Below are 19057 nucleotides of genomic sequence, written 5' to 3' on the forward strand. Positions count from 1 at the left end.
CGCAACCGCGGCCTGAGACCCTCACTCAACCCGGTGATCGTTTCCGGTCACAGCACTAGGAGAGCCATGAGGATCAACCTTCGTGTTCACGCCGCGATCGGAATCATCACCCTGGCCGCCCTCACCGCATGCGGCGGCTCGGATTCGCAGTCCCCGTCCGGGACGGGCGGGTCCGCCGGGCTGGAGACGACAGAGCTCACGGTCGGCATCCTCCCCGTCCCCGACAACGCCGCCCTCTTCATCGCCCGGGAGAAGGGCTTCTTCGAAGACGAGGGCCTCACCGTGAAGACGGAGACCATCCAGGGCGGCGCGGCGGCGATCCCCTCGCTGCGCAGCGGCACCCTGGACGTCAGCATGACCAACTACGTCTCGGCGTTCGTGGCGGCCGAGGCCGGCGTCAAACTCAAGATCATCACCGATCTCTACCAGGCCGGACCCGACGTCTTCAACATCATCGCCGCCAAGGACTCCCCCGTCTCCTCGGTCGCCGACCTGAAGGGCAGGACGATCGCGGTCAACACCCTCAAGAACATCGGCACCCTGGCGGTCACCACCACGCTGAAGTCCGGTGGGCTCACCGCCGGGGACGTGAAGTTCGTCGAGATGCCGCTTCCGAACATGGCCGCCGCGCTCCAGAAGGGGGACATCGACGCGGCGTGGACGACCGAGCCGTTCCTGACCGGAGCGCAGAAGGGGATCGGCGCCAAGAAGATCGCCGACACGATGACCGGGCCGATGGACGGCTTCCCCATCGCGGGTTTCGCCGTCACCGCGGAGTTCGCCGAGAAGAATCCCAAGTCCCTGGCGGCCTTCCAGCGTGCCGTGGCCAAGGCCCAGCAGCTCGCCGCCGCCGACCGCAAGGCCGTCGAGAAGGTCCTGCCGACCTACACCAAGATCGACGCGGCGACTGCGGCGGCCATCAAGCTGGGCACCTTCCCGACCGCCATGGACCCGCAGCGGCTGCAGCGCGTCGCCGACGTGATGCTGCAGCAGCAGTACCTCAAGTCCTCGATCGACGCCGCGACGCTCATCCTGGGGCCCACCGGGTGATCGGGAACAACCTGCTGCGCAGCCGGGCGCTCTGCGGAGCGCTCGGCGTCGCGGGTTTCCTCGCCGCCACGGAACTGGCGGGCCGGACGGGACTCGTCGATCCCACGATCCTCCCGCTGACCTCGACGGTCCTGGCCCGGGTCGCCGAACTCGCCGGCGACACCGGCTTCCTGGCCGATGTCGCCGCCACCGTGCAGGCGTGGGCCCTCGGTCTCGCTCTCACGGTGGCCGTCGCGGTCCCCGCCGGGATCCTGCTCGGCACCCTGCCCCGGGTGGAGACGGCGGCGCGCCCGCTGATCGAGTTCCTCCGCCCGATCCCCTCCGTCGCCCTGATCCCCCTGGCGATCACCCTCTTCCCGGACAGACTCGACATGAAGATCACTGTGATCTGCTACGCGTCTTTCTGGCCGGTGCTGATCAACACGCTGTACGGCCTGCTGGAGGTGGACCCGACGGCCAAGGAGAGCCTGCGCAGCTTCGGATTCGGGCCGCTGGCCGTACTGTGGCGGGTGTCCCTGCCGAGCACCGCGCCGTTCATCGCCACCGGGGTCCGGCTCGCCTCCGGCGTCGCGCTGATTCTCGCGGTCAGCGCCGAGCTGCTCGCGGGCGGCTCCTCCGGGATCGGCACCTACGTCATCGAAGCCGGGAGCAGCTACGACGGCCTCGAATACGTTCTCGCGGCCACCATGTGGGCCGGGATCCTCGGCATCGTGACGAACATCCTGTTCGTCACGGCCGAGAAGCGGCTCTTCCGATGGCACACCGCCCGGAGCGAGGGAGGCCGGTGATCCGCGCGCTCTCCCGGCTCTGGCTGGTACCGGTCGCCCTGGTGCTCTGGGAGCTCGGCGCCCGGCTGGCGGGCAACGACGACTTCCCGCCGCCGCTCACCATCGCGGCGAAGATGAGGGAGATGTGGCTGAGCGGGCCCGCCTCACAGCTGTGGTTGAGCGATCTCGCCCTGAGCGACTTCCCGCCCAGTCTGGCCCGGCTGTTCGCCGGATGGGCCGTGGCCGGCGCCGCCGGGATCCTGCTGGGTGTCGCGCTCGGCCTCTCTCCCCTGCTCTCCCGGTTCGCCGACCCGCTCATCCACTTCGGGCGGGCCATCCCGCCCCCCATGCTCCTGCCGGTCTTCATCACGATGCTCTCGCTCGGCACCCAGATGCAGCTTGCGACGATCGTGTTCGGCGTGATCTGGCCGGTCCTGCTCAACACCGTCGAAGGCGCCCGGCACGTCGACCGGCAACATCTCGAGACCGCCCGGGTTTTCGGGCTCTCCCGGAACGGGCGCCTGTGGTGGGTCGTGCTGCCCTCAGCCCTTCCGAAGATATGCGCCGGCCTGCGGCTCAGCCTCTCCCTGGCGCTGATCATGATGGTCATCTCCGAGCTCGTCGGCAGCACGGAGGGGATCGGGCACCGGCTGCTCATCGCCCAGCGCGAGTACGACATGCCCGCGCTGTGGGGAACGATCGTGATCCTGGGAGTCCTCGGATACCTTCTCAACTCGGCTTTTCTCGCGGCCGAGCGGTGGTTGCTCTCCTGGCATCACGCCGCCCGGCGCACCTGACCGGCCTCCGCGTCGGATCGGAAGAGGCCGGTCGCACCGGGCCGTGCCGTCCCGAGTCCCCGGCGCGCAGACCGGGCCCGGGACGGCGGGGGTCAGACCCGGAGGGTGAGGACGTGCTCCACCAGGGTGATCAGAGTCGACTTCACCGCGTCGCGGGAGCGCGCGTCGGTCCGGACGATGGGAATGTGCGGGGAGATCGTCAGCGCCTCCCGTACCTCCTCCTCGCCGTGCAGGTGGTCTCCGTCGAAGCCGTTCAGGGCGACGACGAAGGGGAGGCCGGCCTCCTCGAAGTAGTCGATCGCCGGGAAGCTGTCGGCCAGGCGCCGGGTGTCGACCAGCACGATCGCGCCGATCGCCCCCTTGACCAGGTCGTCCCACATGAACCAGAACCGGTGCTGGCCCGGTGTGCCGAACAGGTAGAGGATCAGATCGCGGTCCAGCGAGACCCGGCCGAAGTCCATCGCGACCGTGGTGGTCCGCTTCGTCGGGATCTGCGAGAGATCGTCGACCCCCGCGCTCGCCTCCGTCATGACCGCTTCCGTGGTCAACGGCATGATCTCGGAGACCGCGCCGACGAAGGTCGTCTTGCCGACGCCGAACCCGCCGGCGACGACGATCTTCGTCGACGTCATCCCGGCCGAGGTCATTCCGGCGTCAGAGCCTGCGAAGCCCACTGAGCACCCTTTCAAGCAAGTTGAGATCCGGCTTTCCGGCATCCAGCGACGGATGGTGGATCTGCACCAGGCCCTCGGCGGCCATGTCCGCGATCAGCACGCGGGTGACGCCCAGCGGCATGCGCAACAGCGCCGAGACCTCGGCGACCGAGCGCAGCTGCCGGCACAGCATGCTGATGGCCTGGTACTCCGTCGAGAGCATGGAGGGATCCACACTCGGAGCAGTCGCCGAGGAGACCAGCGCCTCGAGCGCAAGCTGGGTCCGAGGAGCGGTTCTCCCCCCGGTCACAGCGTACGGGCGGATCAGGCGATCTCTCCCGCTCTTGGCCTGAGGCGGCGGCTCATTCATCGGATGTTATCCCTCCTTCTCGGTTGTTGTCCCAACGTTTCGCGAGTGACGCTCGCTAGCGCTGGGACGCCTGGAGTTCGGCGCGCAGGGCCGGCGTCAACGCCTGTCCCGCGCGCTCCGCCAGAAGCGTCATCTGGTAGGCCACCAGCCCCATGTCACAGTCCGGAGCGGCCAGGACGGCGAGGGCGGAGCCGTCGCTGACCGACATGGTCAGCAGGAGTCCCCGCTGCATCTCGATCACGGTCTGCACCACCGGGCCGCCCTCGAAGACGCGGGCGGCCCCCTGGGTCAGGCTGATCAGGCCGGCGGTGATCGCGGCGAGCTGGTCGGCGCGGTCCTTCGGGAATCCCTGGGAGTAGGCCAGCGGAAGACCGTCGGTGGAGACGATCACCGCGTGGGCGACACCCGGCATCTCCTTGACGAACTCGGTGATCAGCCAATTGAAACCGCGAGCGGCCTGACTGAGTTGGTGGTTCACTGCTTGTCTCCCTCGACGGCCCTGGACCGTTCGCTCATCTCAGCGCGGCCCTGCCGTGAGCCTTGCTGGAAACTGGACAGACGACTGCGCACCCGCTCCGCCGAGAGCGGGGGCATCGGGGACGCCGGCGCGGCCGGCGCGGCGGGAGCCGCCCCCGGAATCAGGTTGGCCTTGGGCACCCGCTTGGGCAGTCCCGCACCGGTCAGCCCGCCCTCGGCGGGCTTGGCCGCCGCCTGCGCCGCGGCCCATCCCTGGTCGGCGGAGGTTCCGCTCCAGGCCTGCCGCTCGGCGGGCGGCTGCGGGGACTGCGCCGCGGGGGCCTCGGGCTCGGCCGGGCCGTGCTCGGCGGCGGTACCGGAGGCGGGGACGCCGCCGGATCCGGCCGCGGTCCCGGAGTCCGGGACGCTGCGGCGGAACCAGTCGGAGCCCACCGCCTCGAAGATGGGCAGGAACTCCTCGGGCTCGGGCTCGGTCGCCGAGACTCCCACCGCGGGCAACGTCTGGGTGTTCTCGCCCGGCTCCGCCCGGTGCGCGGCCCAGCCGTCCATCGAGGGCGTGTCCGCCCAGGACGGTGTGGGCGGCATCTCCGGCCAGGACGGCGCCGAAGGGGGCGCCGCCGGAGGCGGGAAGGACGCCGGGGACTGGAACGGCGCGGGCGGCGACGGCGGGGCGGCCTCCGGCGCGAGCGGCGACGGCGCCGGAGCGGGCGTGAACGGTGAGGACCACAGGCTCTCCACGTCCGAGGCCGACACCACCGGCTTGGACCACAGGTCCGCCACCGATGGCGGGGGTCCCGCGGGAGCGGGAGCGGCCGGGGCCGCGGCGTCCATCGGAACCGACGGGACCGGCGGGGCCTCCGGAGCCGGGAACGGCGCCGGCGCGGATCTCGGCGTGGGCGGCGCACCGAACGGCGAGTCGTCCATCGGGGGCATGCCGAAGGGCGGGCGCTCCTCACGCGGAGGAGCGCCGAAGGAACTGAAGGAACTGAAGGAGTCGTCCATCGACGGGGACGCGACGGACGGCAGGTCCACCGACGTGGAGGACGACATGGAGGCCGACCCGAACGACCCGAACGACCCGAACGGGTCCTGCCGCAGACCTCCGGCGAACGGGTCGGCCTCGCGCGCGGACGGCCCCGCCACGCCCGGCTGCGGCACCCCCGACATGACCGGCTGCGGCGTCATGGCCTGGGCGACCACCTGCGGGGGGAGCAGGACGACGGCGCTGAGGCCGCCGGTCTCCGGGCGGCGGAGCTGGACGCGGATGCCGTGGCGCTGGGCCAGGCGGGCGACCACGAACAGGCCCATCCGGCGGGAGACCGACAGGTCAACCGAGGGCGGCTCGGACAGGCGGCGGTTGGCCTCGATCAGCTCCTCGTCGCTCATGCCGATGCCCTGGTCGGTGACCGCCACGATGACACTGCCCATCTCGTTGCCGTTGCTGGTCACCATGATCTTGGTGTCCTGCGGCGAGAAGAAGATCGCGTTCTCGACGAGCTCGGCGATCAGGTGCACGATGTCGTTGACGGCCTGACCGATGATCAGGGTGCCGGACTCCACCCTGAGGTTGACCCGCTCGTAGTTCTCCACCTCCGACAGCGAGGCCCGGACCACGTCGCCCAGCGGGATCGGCTCACTCCACCGGCGGCTCTGCTCCTGGCCCGCGAGGACCAGCAGGTTCTCGGAGTTGCGGCGCATGCGGGTGGCCAGGTGGTCCAGCTTGAAGAGGCTGGCCAGCCGGTCCTCGTCCTGCTCGCCCTGCTCCAGGTCGTCGATGAGGTCGATCTGGCGTTCCACCAGCGACTGGGTGCGCCGGGAGAGGTTGACGAACATCGCGTTGACGTTGGCCCGCAGCCGCGCCTCGTCGCCCGCCAGCCGTACGGCCTCGCGGTGGACCTCGTCGAAGGCCCGGGCCACTTCCCCGATCTCGTCGAGGGAGGTCACCCCGATGGAGGGCACCTCGACGTTCGCGGCCAGGTCTCCGGAGTCGCGCAGCGCCCGGACGGTCTCGGGGAGCTTGGTACCGGCCACCTCCAGCGCCTCGCTGCGCAGCCTGCGCAGCGGGCTGACCAGCGAGCGGGCCGCCCAGGAGGTGATGAACAGGGTCAGGACCAGCAGAATGATGATCGCGCCACCGGAGATGATGGCGCTGCGCTGCTCGGCGCTCTGCATCTCCTGGCTGCGCGCGACCACCGCGGCGGCCATGTCCTTCTCAAGGGTCCGCATGCCGTCCACCGCCGCGCTGGCGGATTCGAACCAGGTGCGGATGCCCACGATGCCCAGGGGCTTGTTCTCCCGCATACGCGACATGACCAGCGCGCGCATGGCGTCGGCCCGGTCGACCTTCGGGCCGCTGACCAGCTCGCGGAAGCGCCGGGTCTGGGTGGCCGAGGCGGTCGCCTGGAAGGCCGCCAGCTCGCTCACCTGGCTCTTGTACGCGCCGAGGAAGTCGGCGGGGTCGTCGAAGTCGAACCCGCCCTCCAGCCGCGCGACGAGCAGGATGCCGCGCTGCCGGGCGAGCTGCTCCTTGGCCCGGGTCAGCGCGCCCAGGGCGAGCGCGTCACCGATCAGGCGCTCGTCGCCGCCGCTCCGGCCGAGGTCGTCGTGGAGGGTGACGAAGTCGGCGATCATTCGCGAGTACATGCCGAGGGCGGCACGCGGGAGCACGCTGCCCTCGGTGATCAGGTTGCGCAGGCCGGGGAGCCCGTGCAGCCAGCGGCGTACCTGGGACGCCTCGCTCCGCACCCGTGCCGCGTGGTCGTCGGTGATGGCCGAGACCGCCTGGAGCACGTCGTCACCGACCCTGTCGACCGCCTCGCGCTGCTTCTTGACGGCGGACAGCCGGGCGGGGCGCCGGTTGTCGGCGATGTACCAGGCGGTGAGGTCCCGTTCCTGGGCCATCTCGTGGGAGAGCGTGCCCAGCCGCTCGATGAGCGTGGCGACCTCGGACATCCGGCGGTACTCGGTGGCGGTGGCCAGCGCGGTGGTCAGCTGCACGCCGCTCAGCAGCACGGCCGCCACGGTCGGGAGGAGGATCAGCGCGACCAGACGGGGACGCACGCGCCAGTTCGCCGGCAGGAACCGGGCGGCCGCCCCTGAGGCACGGCGGTTCCGGCGGTCTTGTGTCATCACTGGTCTACGTAACCCCTCGCCGAGCGGGGAAGCCGCGCACGCATTTTGAGCACATCCTTTATATCGCTAAGAGATCGATTTAGTCTTGAAAATCCCACAACTTGGGCCTATCAGCGTCAAACCACTCACACTTCTAGGCAGGCCGGAACGAGTCCCTGGCCTCCGGAGCCTGATGTTTGATCATCAGATGCCGGGTCACCGAATACTCCTGGACCGCCTCCTGGCTCATGTCCTTGCCGAAGCCGCTGCCCTTCACCCCGCCGTGCGGAGCCTCCGAGGCGATCGGCAGGTGGTCGTTGACCCAGGTCACACCCACATCGAGGCGGTGCGAGACACGCAGCGCCCGCGCCACGTCCCGGGACCAGACCGAGGAGGCCAGGCCGTAGGGGGTGTCGTTGGCCAGCCGCACCGCCTCGTCCTCCCCGTCGAAGGGGAGGGTCACCAGCACCGGGCCGAACAGCTCACCCTGGACGATCTCGCTGTCCTGGCGGGCCCCGTCGACCAGCGTCGGCGGGTAGAAGAAGCCGGGCCCGTCCACCGGGGCGCCACCGCGCAGCACCGCGGCGCCCGCGGCCCTGGCCCGCTCGACGAAGCCGTGCACCCGGTCCCGGTGCCCGGCGGAGATCAGCGGCCCGATGTCGGTCTCCGGGTCCCAGGGGTCGCCCGTCCTGATCCCCGCCAGCGTGCCGTGAAGCGCTTCGACGGCGTCGCCGTACACCTCGCGGGCGATGTAGACCCGCGTGGCGGCGGTGCAGTCCTGGCCGGTGTTGTAGGTCGCGCCCATCGCCACGCCGCGGGCCATCTCGGCCAGGTCCGCGTCACCGAAGACCAGCGCCGGGGCCTTGCCGCCGAGCTCCAGGTGGACCCGCTTCAGGGAACCCGCGGCCCCGCGCATGACGGCGCGGCCGGTCTCGGTGGAGCCGGTGACGCTCACCATGTCCACACCCGGGTCGGTCACCAGCGCCTGGCCCACCTCGGCGTCACCGAGGACGACCTGGAGCAGTCCGTCCGGCGCCCCGGCACGGGCGAACAGCTCGGCCAGCCGCAGGGTGGTCCCCGGCGTCTGCGGCGCGGGCTTGATCACCACCGCGTTGCCCGCGGCGAGCGCGGGACCGATCTTCCAGACCGCCATCACGAGCGGGAAGTTCCACGGAGCGATCGAGGCGACGACGCCGACCGGGCGGCGGACCAGCACCGAGGTGTAGCCGGCGCTGAACACCCCCGCCCCGGTGCCGTCCAGCGAGCGGGCCGCCCCGGCGAAGAAGCGGAGGTTGTCGACCGCGAAGGGCAGCTCGCCGTCGCGGAACACCGCCGCGGGCTTTCCGGTCTCGGTCACCTCCAGCCGGGTCAGCTCCTCGGCGTCGGCCTCGACGAGGTCGGCCAAGCGCAGCAGCACCCCGGCCCGCTCGGCCGGGGTCGCCGCGCTCCACCCGGCGAACGCCTCGCGTGCCCGCCGTACGGCCGCCGCCACCTCGGTGACCGGGGTGACGGTCGCCTCCGTGAGGAACTCGCCGGTCGCCGGGTTGATCAACTTGCCCATGGAACGTCCTTGCTCGTGCTCGAAAACGTCAGGCGCCGGCCTGCTCGATGAGGTCGGCGGCCTTGCGCAGGCCGTCGCGGCGGCGGATCTCCTCGCCCGCGGCGGCCAGGCGCGCGCGCAGCTCGGTGTCGCCCAGGAGCCGCTCCAGCGCGCCGGTCAGCTCCTCGTCGGTGAAGGTGTAGGTGGACAGGCGCACGCCGTAGCCCAGCTCGTGCATGCGCTGGGCGTTGTCGTACTGGTCCCAGAACAGGGGCAGCAGGATCATCGGCTTGCCGAAGTGCAGCGCCTCGGTGACGGTGTTGTTGCCGCCGTGCGTGATGACCAGGTCCACCATCGGGATGATCTTCGTCTGCGGGACGAACTCGGCGCCCCACATGTTGTCGGCGAGCTTGATCTCCTCGTGCCGCGGGCCCTTAGAGACGATGAAGCGGTGCCGGGTGGCGCCCAGCACGTCGATCACCCGCTGCATGAGCTCCACGTCGGCCGAGCCGAGCGAGCCGAGCGAGAAGTAGATCAGCGCCCCGTCGTTCTCCGGGTCGGCCTTGAGCGACTCCGGCAGTTCGAAGGCCTCGTCGGTCTCGCGGACCGAGGAGTCGAGACGGTGCCAGTTCGGACCGAGCGGGCGCGCGTCCACGTAGTCGGCGATCTCCGGGAACACGTACAGGTTCAGCTCGCCCTCGTGGATGAAGTCCAGCTCGGGCAGGGGCGGGGTGCCCTGGGCGACGCACCACTCGTTGAAGGCGGTCCAGACCTCACGGTGGGTGCGGTCGTACTCGGCGCGGAAGGCGTCCCATTCCGAGCGGTCGCCGGCGGGCAGGCCGGAGAAGACCGGCGCCACATTCTCCCCGCGGACTTCCAGCGGATTGCAGGAGACGATGCGCACGAACGGCTTGCCCGCGGTGATAAGCGCCGGGAAAGTGATGACGTTGTCCTCGACGATGACGTCCGGCTGAACGCGCTCGATAATCGCCTTGAGCTGCGGTTCGCAGTACTTCGCTCCGTCAATGAGCGCGTCCCAGATCGGCTTGGTCACCGTCTCCAGCTGCTCGGCGGTCGACTTGCGGTATTCCGGCGCGGTGTCCCGGATGAAGTCCTTCCAGAACTGCCCCGCGTCCTGCTCCTCCTCCGTCGGCGGAGCCAGGTCGACCAGGTCCTCCTCGAAACCGAGCGCCTCCAGCTTCCCCTTCCAGGAGGCTTCGGCGGCGAAAACGACCCGGTGACCGCGCTTACGCAGAATGTCACCGATGCCGATGCAGTTGTTCGTCGGCCCGTAGGCGCTCTCCGGCATGAACAGGATCGTGAGGGGCATCGCATCCTCCAGGCGACAGAAGACTGATTTTGTGTTAAATATTTGTTTAAATGTTGATCTAGCGGGAATGCCGGATATCAGTCACTATGGACCCCGGCACAAATCACTGGTGTGAACAAGCGGGGAAATATGGCGCGTAAGAGCCGGTCTGATCGGCGTGTGGACCTCATCGACGCGGCACGCCGGGCGATCATCAGACACGGCACCGACGGTGTCGGGCTCAACCACGTCGCGGAAGAGGCCGGGCTGACCTCCGGCGCCGTGCTCTACCACTTCCCCAACCTCGACGAGCTCCTGGTGGAGGCGCACCATGCCGGGATGGAGCGCTTCTACGAGCTGCGCCTGAAGCGGATCAGCGGGATGCGCGACCCCGTCGAGAAGCTCGTCGTGACCATCCGCTCGGGCCTGCCGCACGGCCCGGAGGATCCTGACGTACTGCTCCTCAACGAGCTCGGCGGCGCCGCGTCCCGCAACCGGATGTACGCGCTCCTGCTCACCACGCTCTACGACCGCCAGGTCGCGATGTACCAGAGCATCCTGGAGACCGGGAGCGCGCTGGGAACCTTCACGCTGTCCGACGACTCGCTGATCATCGCGCGCAACCTCGTCGCGCTCGAGGATGCGTACGGTTACCGCATAACGGCCCGACACCCGGTGATCGGCCCGGATGAGGCGGCGGACCTGATCCTCGCCTACGCCCGGACAGCCACGGGAAACGCTCTGAAGACGTCTCATTGAGGGACCAGCACCCCGTCCCCCGGCGTCCAGGCCAGCCCGACCTGCGCGCCCGGCCTGACCCGGGTGGCCCCCTGCGTCGCGACCAGGACCGGTTCCGGCCGGCCCGGCACGGTGACCGCGACATGGGAGACGCCGCCGTAGAAGCTCACGTCGGCGACCTCGCCCTTCAGCACGCCCCCGCCGTCGTCCAGCCGGATCCGCTCGGGCCGTACGGCCAGCAGCGCGGGCGTGCCGTCCGGCAGGTCCGAGACGCCGGGCAGCACGCCCAGGCCGTCGGCGGCCACGCCGGCCGCGCACGCCCGGCCCGGGAAGAGGTTGCCGGCCCCCACGAAGCCCGCCACGAACGGGGTCCGCGGCCGCTCGTAGAGCCGCACCGGCTCGTCCACCTGCTCGACCCGGCCCGCGTTGAAGACCGCGATCCGGTCGGCGAGCGACATGGCCTCCTCCTGGTCGTGGGTGACGACGACGAAGGTGATGCCGACCTCGTGCTGAAGCCGCTTCAGCTCAAGCTGCATCTCCGCGCGCACCTTCTTGTCCAGCGCGGACAGCGGCTCGTCGAGCAGGAGCAGGCGTGGCCGTTTGACGATCGCGCGGGCCAGCGCGACCCGCTGGCGCTGGCCGCCGGACAGCTGCTGCGGCCTGCGCCCGGCCATCGCGGACAGCCCGACCTTCTCCAGCACCTCGCCGACCCGCGACCGGATCTCCGCCTTCGACAGCTTCTCCCGCTCCAGGCCGTAGGCGACGTTCTTGGCCACGGTCATGTGCGGGAACAGGGCGTAGGACTGGAACATCAGGTTGACCGGGCGGCGGTGCGCGGCCCGGCCGAGCAGGTCGTCGCCGTCGAGGGTGACGGTTCCGGAGTCCGGCGACTCGAACCCGGCCAGGATGCGCAGGAGCGTGGTCTTACCGCAGCCGCTGGGGCCCAGCAGCGCGAAGAACTCGCCCTGGCGGATCTCCAGGGAGACGTCCGCCAGGGCCGTGACGTCGCCGAACCGGCGGCTGACACCAGTGATCTGCAGCATCAGGAAAGGGACTCCGTCAGTCGGGTCATCCGCTGGGCCACGATCACCACGGTGAAGCTCACGGCCAGCAGCAGCGTGGCCAGCGCGTTGATCTCGGGAGTGACCCCGAAGCGGACCATTGAGTAGATGACGATGGGCAGGGTCGGCTCGGTCGGCGCCGCGGTGAAGAACGCGATGACGAACTCGTCGACGGAGAGCGTGAACGCCAGCAGCGCGCCCGCGGCGATGCCCGGCGCGAGCTGCGGCAGGGTGATCCGCAAGAACGTGGTCACCGCGTTCGCCCCCAGGTCGCGCGAGGCCTCCTCCAGGGAGAGGTCGGCGTGGGTGAGCCGGGTGCGGACCACCGCGGCGACGAACGCCATGCCGAAGACCGTGTGCGCCAGCAGCACCGAGTGCAGGCCGAGGGTCATCTTGACCGTCCCGTAGAACACCAGCAGCCCGATGGCCAGCACCAGATCCGGCAGCACGGCCGGGAGCACGCCGATCGCGTCCAGCACCTTCGACCTGCTGTACCGCGCCAGCCCCACGGCCAGCAGCGTGCCCAGCACGGTCGCCAGGACGGTCGAGCCCGCGGCCACCAGCAGGGTGTTGACCAGGCCCTTGCCGATCTCGGCGTTGCCCGCCAGCTCGCCGTACCACTTCAGGCTGAACCCGTCGAAGGAGTACGGCGAGTCTCCGGAGTTGAACGACATGACGACCAGCACCGCGATCGGCGCGTACAGGAAGACGTAGGTCATCCAGAACGGGACGTACAGCAGGCGGGGTCTACGCACGGCGGGCACTCCATGCCTGCAGGAGCAGCAGGACGATCAGTACGGCGAGCAGCGCCAGCGTCAGCGTGGACCCGAACGGCCAGTCCCTCGCCTTGAGGAACTGGTCCCTGATCAGGTTGCCGACCATGATCGATCGCCCGCCGCCGAGCAGTTCGGGGATGACGAAGTTGCCGAAGCTCGGCACGAAGACGAACAGGCACCCGGTGACCACGCCCGGCAGCGTCAGCGGCAGCGTGACCGAGACGAACGTGCGGGCGGGCCGGGCGCCGAGGTTGGCCGAGGCCTCGCGGAGCTGCGGGTCGAGCTTCTCTATCGCGGCGTACAGCGGGAGCACCATCAGCGGCAGGTAGGAGTAGACCAGCCCGGTGACGATCGTGCCCTGGTTGTAGAGGAACTCGAACGGGCCCAGCCCCAGGTCCCCGAGGGCGGAGTTGACCAGTCCGGGGCCGCTGAGCAGCACGATCCAGGCGTAGACCCGGACCAGGAAGTTCGTCCAGAACGGCAGCACGATCGCCACCAGCGCGATCGTCTTCCACTTCCGGGGCAGCTGCGCGATCAGGTACGCCGTCGGGTACCCGACGAGCAGGGCGATCACCGTGGCGATCGTGGCCAGCTTCAGTGAAGAGACGATGACGTCGAGGTAGAGCGGGTCGAGCAGCCGGGTGAAGTTCTCCCCGGTCGCCTCGTAGACGACCCCGCCGAAGCGGTCCCGGCGGAACACCGTGTAGCTGAGGATCAGCGCCAGTGGGACCAGCAGCAGGACGATCAGGTAGGCCAGGCCGGGACCGAGGAAGACCAGCCGCCCGATCGCACGCGACCGCCGCCCCAGCGCACGCGACCGGCGCGACCGCGGTACCGCGGTCGCGCCGGAGACGGTGGAGCCGGTCACTGCTGCGCCGCGACCTCGGTCGCCAGGCGGGTGAACTTCACCGAGTCCTCACCGAGATCGATGATCGACTCACCCTGGAGCAGCTGCGACGGGGTCATCTGCAGCGAGGGCATGCTGGCCTTCAGCTCGGGGTCGACCAGCTCCATCGCGGCCTTGTTCGGCACGCCGTACAGGATGTTCTCGGCCGCCCAGCCGTGCACCTTCGGGTCCAGGATGTAGTTGATGAAGGCGTGCGCGGCCTCCTTGTTCTTGGAGGACTTCAGGATGACCATCGTGTCCACCCAGAGGTCGCTGCCCTCCTTGGGGACCACGAAGTCGATGTTCTTCTCCCCGGCCGGGCACCAGCCGTCCCACGCCTCGACCATGACGGCCTCGCCCTTCTTCAGGCGATCGCGGAAGGTCGTGTCGTCGTAGGCCAGCAGGTTCGGCTTGGCGGCCAGGAGCTTCTCCTTGACCTTGGCGATCTCCTCGTCGCTGCGGGTGTTGACCGAGTAGCCGAGCGCCTTGATGGCGGGCAGGGCCAGCCAGCGCTCGGTGATCATCATGGTGACCTTCTTCTTCGCCTCGGCCGGCGGGTTGAGCAGGTCGTTCCAGCTGGTCGGCGCCGTCTTCAGCAGGTCGTTGCGGTAGCAGATGCCGGTCGTGCCCCAGGTGTAGGGCACGGAGAAGACGTTGCCCTTGTCGTAGGAGAGCTCCTTGGCCTCGGGGAAGAGGTTGGCCAGGTTCGGGACCAGCTCGGGGTGGATCGGCTCCAGCAGCCCGGCCTCGTTGAGGGCCTGGGCGTACTGCCCGGAGACGAAGGCCACGTCGAGGCCGGTGTCGGTGCCGGAGGTCAGCTTCGCCATGATCTCTTCGTTGTTGGCGTGCAGCGTGACCTTCAGCTCGGTCTTGAGCTTCTCCTTGACCTGCTGCGGAAGCTCCTTGGGCGTGTAACCGTCCCAGACCGAGATGGCGAGGCTCTGCTTCGACAGGTCCGCGTTCGGGTCCAGCTGCGCGGAGGACGCGCTGGCGGCGGGCCCCGCGGAGGTGGTGCTGTCGGCGGTCTCCCCGCCGCACGCCGAGAGCGCGAGCACGAGACCGGCGGCCACTGCGGCGGCCGGAAGACGACGGGTGTACCGGGAACGGGACACGACCGCTACTCCTTCAAAATTCAGATGTTTAGGGCGATCCGGGCGTTAGGAACGAGCCAGACCAAAGCAGGAGTGTTGCAGGCAACATCAACATCGGCAACACTTTTCGCGACATCGCCACATGGAAGTTTGGTCTGTCTGTTGAATCCGCGTTCAATATGGGAAGGGCTGCGCCCCGCGCCCCGCGCCGGAGACGGCCGCACCACCGCACTCCTCACCGCTCTGACCTCGGAGATCCCCGCCCCGTACACCGTCAGGATCTTCCATCCCCTCCCCGAGGTGCCCTCCGGGGCGACTGAGCGCGGCTTCGACGTGGACCAGACCAACCACTCCGTCGTCGTCGCCGAGACCCTCGTCGTCAAGTGGCTCACCCCGCCCCTCCCCCTCCCCCAGCCCGCCCCCGAGATGTTCGCCCACCTGACCTCGGTCGGCTTCACCGCCACGGCGACGCCGTACGCGGCGATCACCCGCGGCGGGGAACTGCTCGCGCTGGTGACCCGCTACCTGCCCGGCGCCCGTGACGGCTGGGAGTGGTGCGCGGAGGAGGCCGCGGCCGGCCGTACCGCCTTCGCCGACGAGCTGGGCGTGCTCGCCGCCGACCTGCACCTCGCCCTGGCCACCCCCTCGGCGGTCTTCCCCGACCCGGTACGGCCCTCGCCCGCCGACCCCCCGTGGTTCGCCCGGGCCGAGGCCGCACTGCGCGAGGCGCTGGAACTGACCGGCGGCGAGGACGGCCGATGGCTGGCCGCCCACGCGCACCTCCTGACGGAACGGTTCCGCGTCCTGGCCGACCACGACGCGACCCCGCTCATCCGCATCCACGGGGACCTGCACGTGGGCCAGATCCTCCGGTGGCGGGACGGCTACGCGGTCATCGACTTCGACGGCAATCCGACGGTCTCCGACACCGACCTCTTCCAGCCCGCCGCCCGCGACCTCGCCCAGCTCTCCACCAGCCTGGAGCACGCCGGCCAGGTCGCGGTCAGGCGGCGGGGAGCCGACCCCGCGGCGACCGGGGAGTGGGCCGCGGACGCGACGCGTTCCCTGAAGGAGGCCTACACCCGGCGCCTGCGCGAGCACGGGCACGGGCACCTGCTCCACGACGGGCTGCTGGACGCGTTCGCCGTCGAACAGGAATGCCGCGAGCTCCTCTACGCCGCCCGCCACCTGCCCCGCTGGCGCTACGCCCCGATGGGCGTCCTGCGCTCCTGGTACCGCTGACCCCGACTCCGATCCCGACCTTGATTCACCGAGGAGAACCGTGAACCCCGAGCTGTACCTCGCCGACCTGGAAGCCAAGCCGGCCGCGCTGGCCGGGCTGGCGGACGCCCTGGAAGCCGACGACCCGTTCGCGGCGGTACCGTCCGGGATCCGGCGGGTGGTCTTCCTCGGCATGGGCAGCTCCCGCTACGCCGCCCGGGTGGCCGCGCTCCGCCTGCGCGCCGCCGGGATCGACGCGGTCGCCGAGTACGCCTCCGCCGCGTCCTCCTACCCGGCCACCCCGGACACCCTCGTCGTCGCCATCTCCGCGACCGGCGGCAGCCGCGAGACCCTCGACGCGCTCACCCCCTACCGCGACCACGCGTTCGTGCTGGCCCTGACCAACCGGCCGGACTCCCCCGTCACCGACGGCGCCGACCTGACCGTCCCGATGCTCGCGGGCGAGGAGCGCGGCGGCGTCGCCTGCCGTACCTTCCAGCACACGGCCGCGCTGCTCCTGGCCCTGCACGGCCGCCTGACCGGCACCGGCCCCGACGTGCCCGCGCTGCTGCGCCGTACCGCCGAGGCCACCCGCGACCTGCTGGACCGGCGCGGCGAATGGCTGGAGACGGCGTCCGACCTGCTCGACGGCCCGCACGGCGTCTACACCGTCGCCCCCGCCGAACGCCTGTCCTCCGCCGACCAGTCCGCCCTGATGTTCCGCGAGGGCCCCCGCCGCGCCGCCACCGCCTGCGAGACCGGCGACTGGTCCCACGTCGACGTCTACCTCACCAAGACCCTCGACTACCGCGCCCTGTTCTTCCCCGGTTCCCGCTACGACGGACAGGCCATGGAGTGGATCCGCGAACGCGGCTCCACCGTCCTGACCGTCGGCGGCGAACTCCCCGGCGCCGAGGCCGCCATCCGCTACCGCCACGACGACGACCCCACCGTGTCCCTGCTCACCGAGCCCCTGGTCGCCGAACTCGTCGCCGCCCGCTGGTGGCGCTAGACGCAGGTCGACACCGGTACGGCGCGCGGAGGACCGCTCAACGCCGTTGCACGAACTCCCGCGCACCGCGCAGCCTGGTCCGCAGATGACGCTGGGTCATGCGGCAGTCCGACCGGACGCCGTCCTCCGCATACGTGATCGCCTTTCCCGAGAAGACGACATCGCTGGACACGTGGACCAGACGGGTTCCGGCCCCGGCGTCACAAGGAGGGCCCTTGGCCGCGGTTGACCGGTGTCCTACTGTCGTCGACGTGACGGGTATCCGAGCATGAAGTGGCTGGCCGAGTGCTCTGCCGAGGCGCTCGACGAGGCGCTGCGGGTGGTGGCTCCGCAGCTTGCCGGACGCTCCATCATGATTGCCGGGCGAGCCGGGGAGAAGGAGCCGCTGTGGCAGTCGTCCAGCGCGATCGTCGGTGAGCGGTTTGTCGCGAAATTCGCGTGGTCGCGCCCCGCGGCCCTCCGCTTGGCGCGTGAGATCGGCATCCTGACCGCGCTTTCCCGCCAACCGCGGGTGCCGTTCCTGCCCGAGGTCGTCGCCTGCGGCATGGATCCGCTGCTGCTCGTCACCAGGCGGATACCGGGAAGATCCCTGTTCGAGGTCGTCGGCTCGATCGACCGGGACCGTGCCGGCAGGCAGCTCGCCTGCTTCCTGGCGGCCCTGCACGACCCGGCGGCGCTCGAGCGCGCCGAGCATGCGGTCGGCAAGCTCACCGGCGCCCATTTGCCGCCCGCCACGGCCACGGTTTTGCGCGAGCGGCTCGGCAGGTGGGTTCGGCCGGATCAGCGTCACGCTCTGACGCGCTGGTGCGGCTGGGCCGAGGCCGTGCTGGCCCGCCCTGGTTCTGCGGTGCTGGTGCACGGCGATCTGCATGGCGACAACCAGGTGTGGGACGGCGATGAACTGCGGCTGGTGGTGGATTTCGAGACCGCCGGAGCCGCTGAGCCGGAGTACGACCTGCGCGCCTTTCCGGGTCCCGGGATGGGCCCCGGCCTTGAGCTTCTGGAGGCGGTCATGCGTCATTACCGGCAGATCACCGGCCGCCGGCTATCGGCCGAGCGGGTTATGGCCTGGCATCTGCGCCACGCCCTGGGCGATGCGCTGTGGCGCGCCGAGGCCGGCGTCCCCCTGGCAGACCATCGGACACCGGCACAGTGGGTCGAGGACATGGCCGCGCGCTTCAGTGCGCTCAGCATCAGCCCCGGAGTGCGTCCGGCTCTGAGGCGACTGCCGATCATATAGCGTCCTGGACATGATCGACGCTGTGGTGAAGACCGGCATGGGACTGGTCCGAGGGCTGGAGGGGGGACGGCATCGTCTCGTTCAAGGGGATCCCGTTCGCAGCGGCTCCGAAAGGGGGACTGCGCTTACGGGCACCCGTACCGCCGAAGAGCTGGGGCGGGGTACGGGATGCCGTCGCCTTCGGCACCGCGCCTCCGCAGTTGCCGCCGGCACCGGGTGTGCCGCCGGTCTGGCGGCCCGGGGACGGCTTGGACTGCCTGACGTTGAACGTCTGGAGCCCGGACCTGGGGGCCGCCGGGCTGCCGGTCATGGTGTGGATCTACGGTGGCGCGTGGAGGACCGGCTCGTCGGGGGTGCCGCAGTTCGACGGTGCCACGCTGGCCCGCTCGGGGGTCGTGGTGGTGACCTTCAACTACCGGATGGGCTTCGAGGGATTCGGTCACCTGCCGGGGGTACCGGACAACCGCGGGCTGCGCGACCAGATCGCGGCCCTGGCCTGGGTGCAGGAGAACATCTCCGCCTTCGGCGGTGACCCCGGCAACGTAACCGTCTTCGGCCAGTCCGCGGGCTCGGCCTCGGCGGCTCTGCTCCTGGCGGTCCAGGACGCGCCGCTGGCCGGTCCCCGCGCGGGCGGAGGCGTGTTCGGGCCGGTCGTCGACGGTGACCTGGTCGCGGGCCCGCCCTGGCAGGCACTGCGCACGGGCCGGGACACCGCTTTGATCTGCGGCTTCACCCACGAGGAGTACCGCGGATTCCCTCCGGTGGCCGACCCTTCCACGGTGGAACTGGCGGTCGTCGCGGAGGCGTTCGGTTGCGACGCCGAGAAGGCCGCCTGCGACTACCCGCCCCACCCGCTCGACGAGATCGTCTGGAGGGACCGGGCCCCCAGGTGAGTCACGACGGCGTCAGACCGACATGCCGTAGGCCGCGCGCACCCGCAGCACGTGCTCGACCAACG

General features: G+C 70.3%; 18 protein-coding genes. 8 read left to right on the forward strand and 10 right to left on the reverse strand.

Annotated features, from left to right (window positions below; genetic code table 11):
- The first annotated feature begins 66 nt into the window (after positions 1-66).
- From IEZ08_RS37010 to IEZ08_RS37020, 3 genes are read left to right on the forward strand one after another with little or no spacing between them, the layout of a single operon-like run.
- Positions 67-1050: an ABC transporter substrate-binding protein gene (locus tag IEZ08_RS37010; RefSeq protein WP_189244038.1), complete on the forward strand. Its 984-nt coding sequence runs from the start codon at positions 67-69 to the stop codon at positions 1048-1050.
- Entirely contained in the window at positions 1047-1838 is a 792-nt protein-coding gene (locus tag IEZ08_RS37015) for an ABC transporter permease (RefSeq protein WP_068921768.1), read from the forward strand. Before IEZ08_RS37010 ends, IEZ08_RS37015 begins: the two co-directional genes overlap by 4 nt.
- Positions 1835-2614: an ABC transporter permease gene (locus tag IEZ08_RS37020; RefSeq protein WP_229803920.1), complete on the forward strand. Its 780-nt coding sequence runs from the start codon at positions 1835-1837 to the stop codon at positions 2612-2614. The genes IEZ08_RS37015 and IEZ08_RS37020 overlap by 4 nt, the downstream gene beginning before the upstream one ends.
- A gap of 92 nt (positions 2615-2706) precedes the next feature.
- Here IEZ08_RS37020 and IEZ08_RS37025 read toward each other — a convergent pair whose 3' ends face one another.
- From IEZ08_RS37025 to IEZ08_RS37050, 6 genes are all read right to left on the reverse strand, one after another.
- Positions 2707-3246 carry a GTP-binding protein gene (locus IEZ08_RS37025; protein WP_068921766.1) on the reverse strand — a complete coding sequence of 180 codons (540 nt, stop codon included), beginning with the start codon at positions 3244-3246 and terminating at the stop codon, positions 2707-2709.
- Positions 3247-3268: 22 nt separating this feature from the next.
- Positions 3269-3637 carry a DUF742 domain-containing protein gene (locus tag IEZ08_RS37030; protein WP_068921765.1) on the reverse strand — a complete coding sequence of 123 codons (369 nt, stop codon included), beginning with the start codon at positions 3635-3637 and terminating at the stop codon, positions 3269-3271.
- Between the two features lie 55 nt (positions 3638-3692).
- Positions 3693-4115 (reverse strand): roadblock/LC7 domain-containing protein, encoded by a 423-nt coding sequence (locus IEZ08_RS37035; protein ID WP_068921764.1) that lies wholly within the window; start codon positions 4113-4115, stop codon positions 3693-3695.
- Positions 4112-7174: a nitrate- and nitrite sensing domain-containing protein gene (locus IEZ08_RS37040; protein WP_189244039.1), complete on the reverse strand. Its 3063-nt coding sequence runs from the start codon at positions 7172-7174 to the stop codon at positions 4112-4114. The genes IEZ08_RS37035 and IEZ08_RS37040 overlap by 4 nt, the downstream gene beginning before the upstream one ends.
- A 205-nt stretch (positions 7175-7379) precedes the next feature.
- Positions 7380-8786, reverse strand: coding sequence for an aminobutyraldehyde dehydrogenase (locus tag IEZ08_RS37045; RefSeq protein ID WP_068921762.1), 1407 nt, complete (start codon positions 8784-8786; stop codon positions 7380-7382).
- A gap of 28 nt (positions 8787-8814) precedes the next feature.
- Positions 8815-10095, reverse strand: a complete 1281-nt coding sequence (locus IEZ08_RS37050; protein WP_189244040.1) for a glycosyltransferase — start codon at positions 10093-10095, stop codon at positions 8815-8817.
- A gap of 159 nt (positions 10096-10254) precedes the next feature.
- On the opposite strand from IEZ08_RS37050, the gene IEZ08_RS37055 reads away from it, so the two are divergent.
- Positions 10255-10833 (forward strand): TetR/AcrR family transcriptional regulator, encoded by a 579-nt coding sequence (locus IEZ08_RS37055; RefSeq protein ID WP_229803921.1) that lies wholly within the window; start codon positions 10255-10257, stop codon positions 10831-10833.
- Here the strand turns inward: IEZ08_RS37055 and IEZ08_RS37060 are convergent.
- The 4 genes from IEZ08_RS37060 to IEZ08_RS37075 are packed head-to-tail and all read right to left on the reverse strand — an operon-like array spanning position 10827 to position 14647.
- Complete coding sequence (locus tag IEZ08_RS37060) at positions 10827-11855, reverse strand: ABC transporter ATP-binding protein (RefSeq protein WP_189244042.1); 1029 nt, start codon at positions 11853-11855, stop codon at positions 10827-10829. The genes IEZ08_RS37055 and IEZ08_RS37060 overlap by 7 nt on opposite strands.
- Positions 11855-12628 carry an ABC transporter permease gene (locus IEZ08_RS37065; protein ID WP_068928453.1) on the reverse strand — a complete coding sequence of 258 codons (774 nt, stop codon included), beginning with the start codon at positions 12626-12628 and terminating at the stop codon, positions 11855-11857. The genes IEZ08_RS37060 and IEZ08_RS37065 overlap by 1 nt, the downstream gene beginning before the upstream one ends.
- A complete protein-coding gene (locus IEZ08_RS37070) occupies positions 12621-13517 on the reverse strand; it encodes an ABC transporter permease (RefSeq protein ID WP_176728406.1) in 897 nt (298 codons plus the stop codon). The genes IEZ08_RS37065 and IEZ08_RS37070 overlap by 8 nt, the downstream gene beginning before the upstream one ends.
- Entirely contained in the window at positions 13514-14647 is a 1134-nt protein-coding gene (locus tag IEZ08_RS37075; RefSeq protein ID WP_068921758.1) for a polyamine ABC transporter substrate-binding protein, read from the reverse strand. Before IEZ08_RS37075 ends, IEZ08_RS37070 begins: the two co-directional genes overlap by 4 nt.
- A 141-nt stretch (positions 14648-14788) precedes the next feature.
- Here IEZ08_RS37075 and IEZ08_RS37080 point away from each other — a divergent pair, with 141 nt between their 5' ends.
- The 4 genes from IEZ08_RS37080 (at position 14789) to IEZ08_RS37095 (ending at position 18992) form a co-directional block, all read left to right on the forward strand.
- Positions 14789-15868 carry a hypothetical protein gene (locus IEZ08_RS37080; protein WP_068921757.1) on the forward strand — a complete coding sequence of 360 codons (1080 nt, stop codon included), beginning with the start codon at positions 14789-14791 and terminating at the stop codon, positions 15866-15868.
- A gap of 40 nt (positions 15869-15908) precedes the next feature.
- The gene (locus IEZ08_RS37085) at positions 15909-16859 is read left to right on the forward strand and encodes an SIS domain-containing protein (protein WP_068921756.1); all 951 of its coding nucleotides are present in this window, start codon (positions 15909-15911) and stop codon (positions 16857-16859) included.
- Between the two features lie 268 nt (positions 16860-17127).
- Positions 17128-18099: a phosphotransferase family protein gene (locus tag IEZ08_RS37090; RefSeq protein ID WP_189244043.1), complete on the forward strand. Its 972-nt coding sequence runs from the start codon at positions 17128-17130 to the stop codon at positions 18097-18099.
- A 119-nt stretch (positions 18100-18218) separates the two neighbouring features.
- Positions 18219-18992 carry a carboxylesterase family protein gene (locus IEZ08_RS37095; protein WP_229803923.1) on the forward strand — a complete coding sequence of 258 codons (774 nt, stop codon included), beginning with the start codon at positions 18219-18221 and terminating at the stop codon, positions 18990-18992.
- Positions 18993-19057: the final 65 nt, after the last annotated feature.

Origin of the sequence: Planobispora rosea (assembly GCF_014648175.1) — a bacterium.
GTDB classification, from domain to species: domain Bacteria; phylum Actinomycetota; class Actinomycetes; order Streptosporangiales; family Streptosporangiaceae; genus Planobispora; species Planobispora rosea.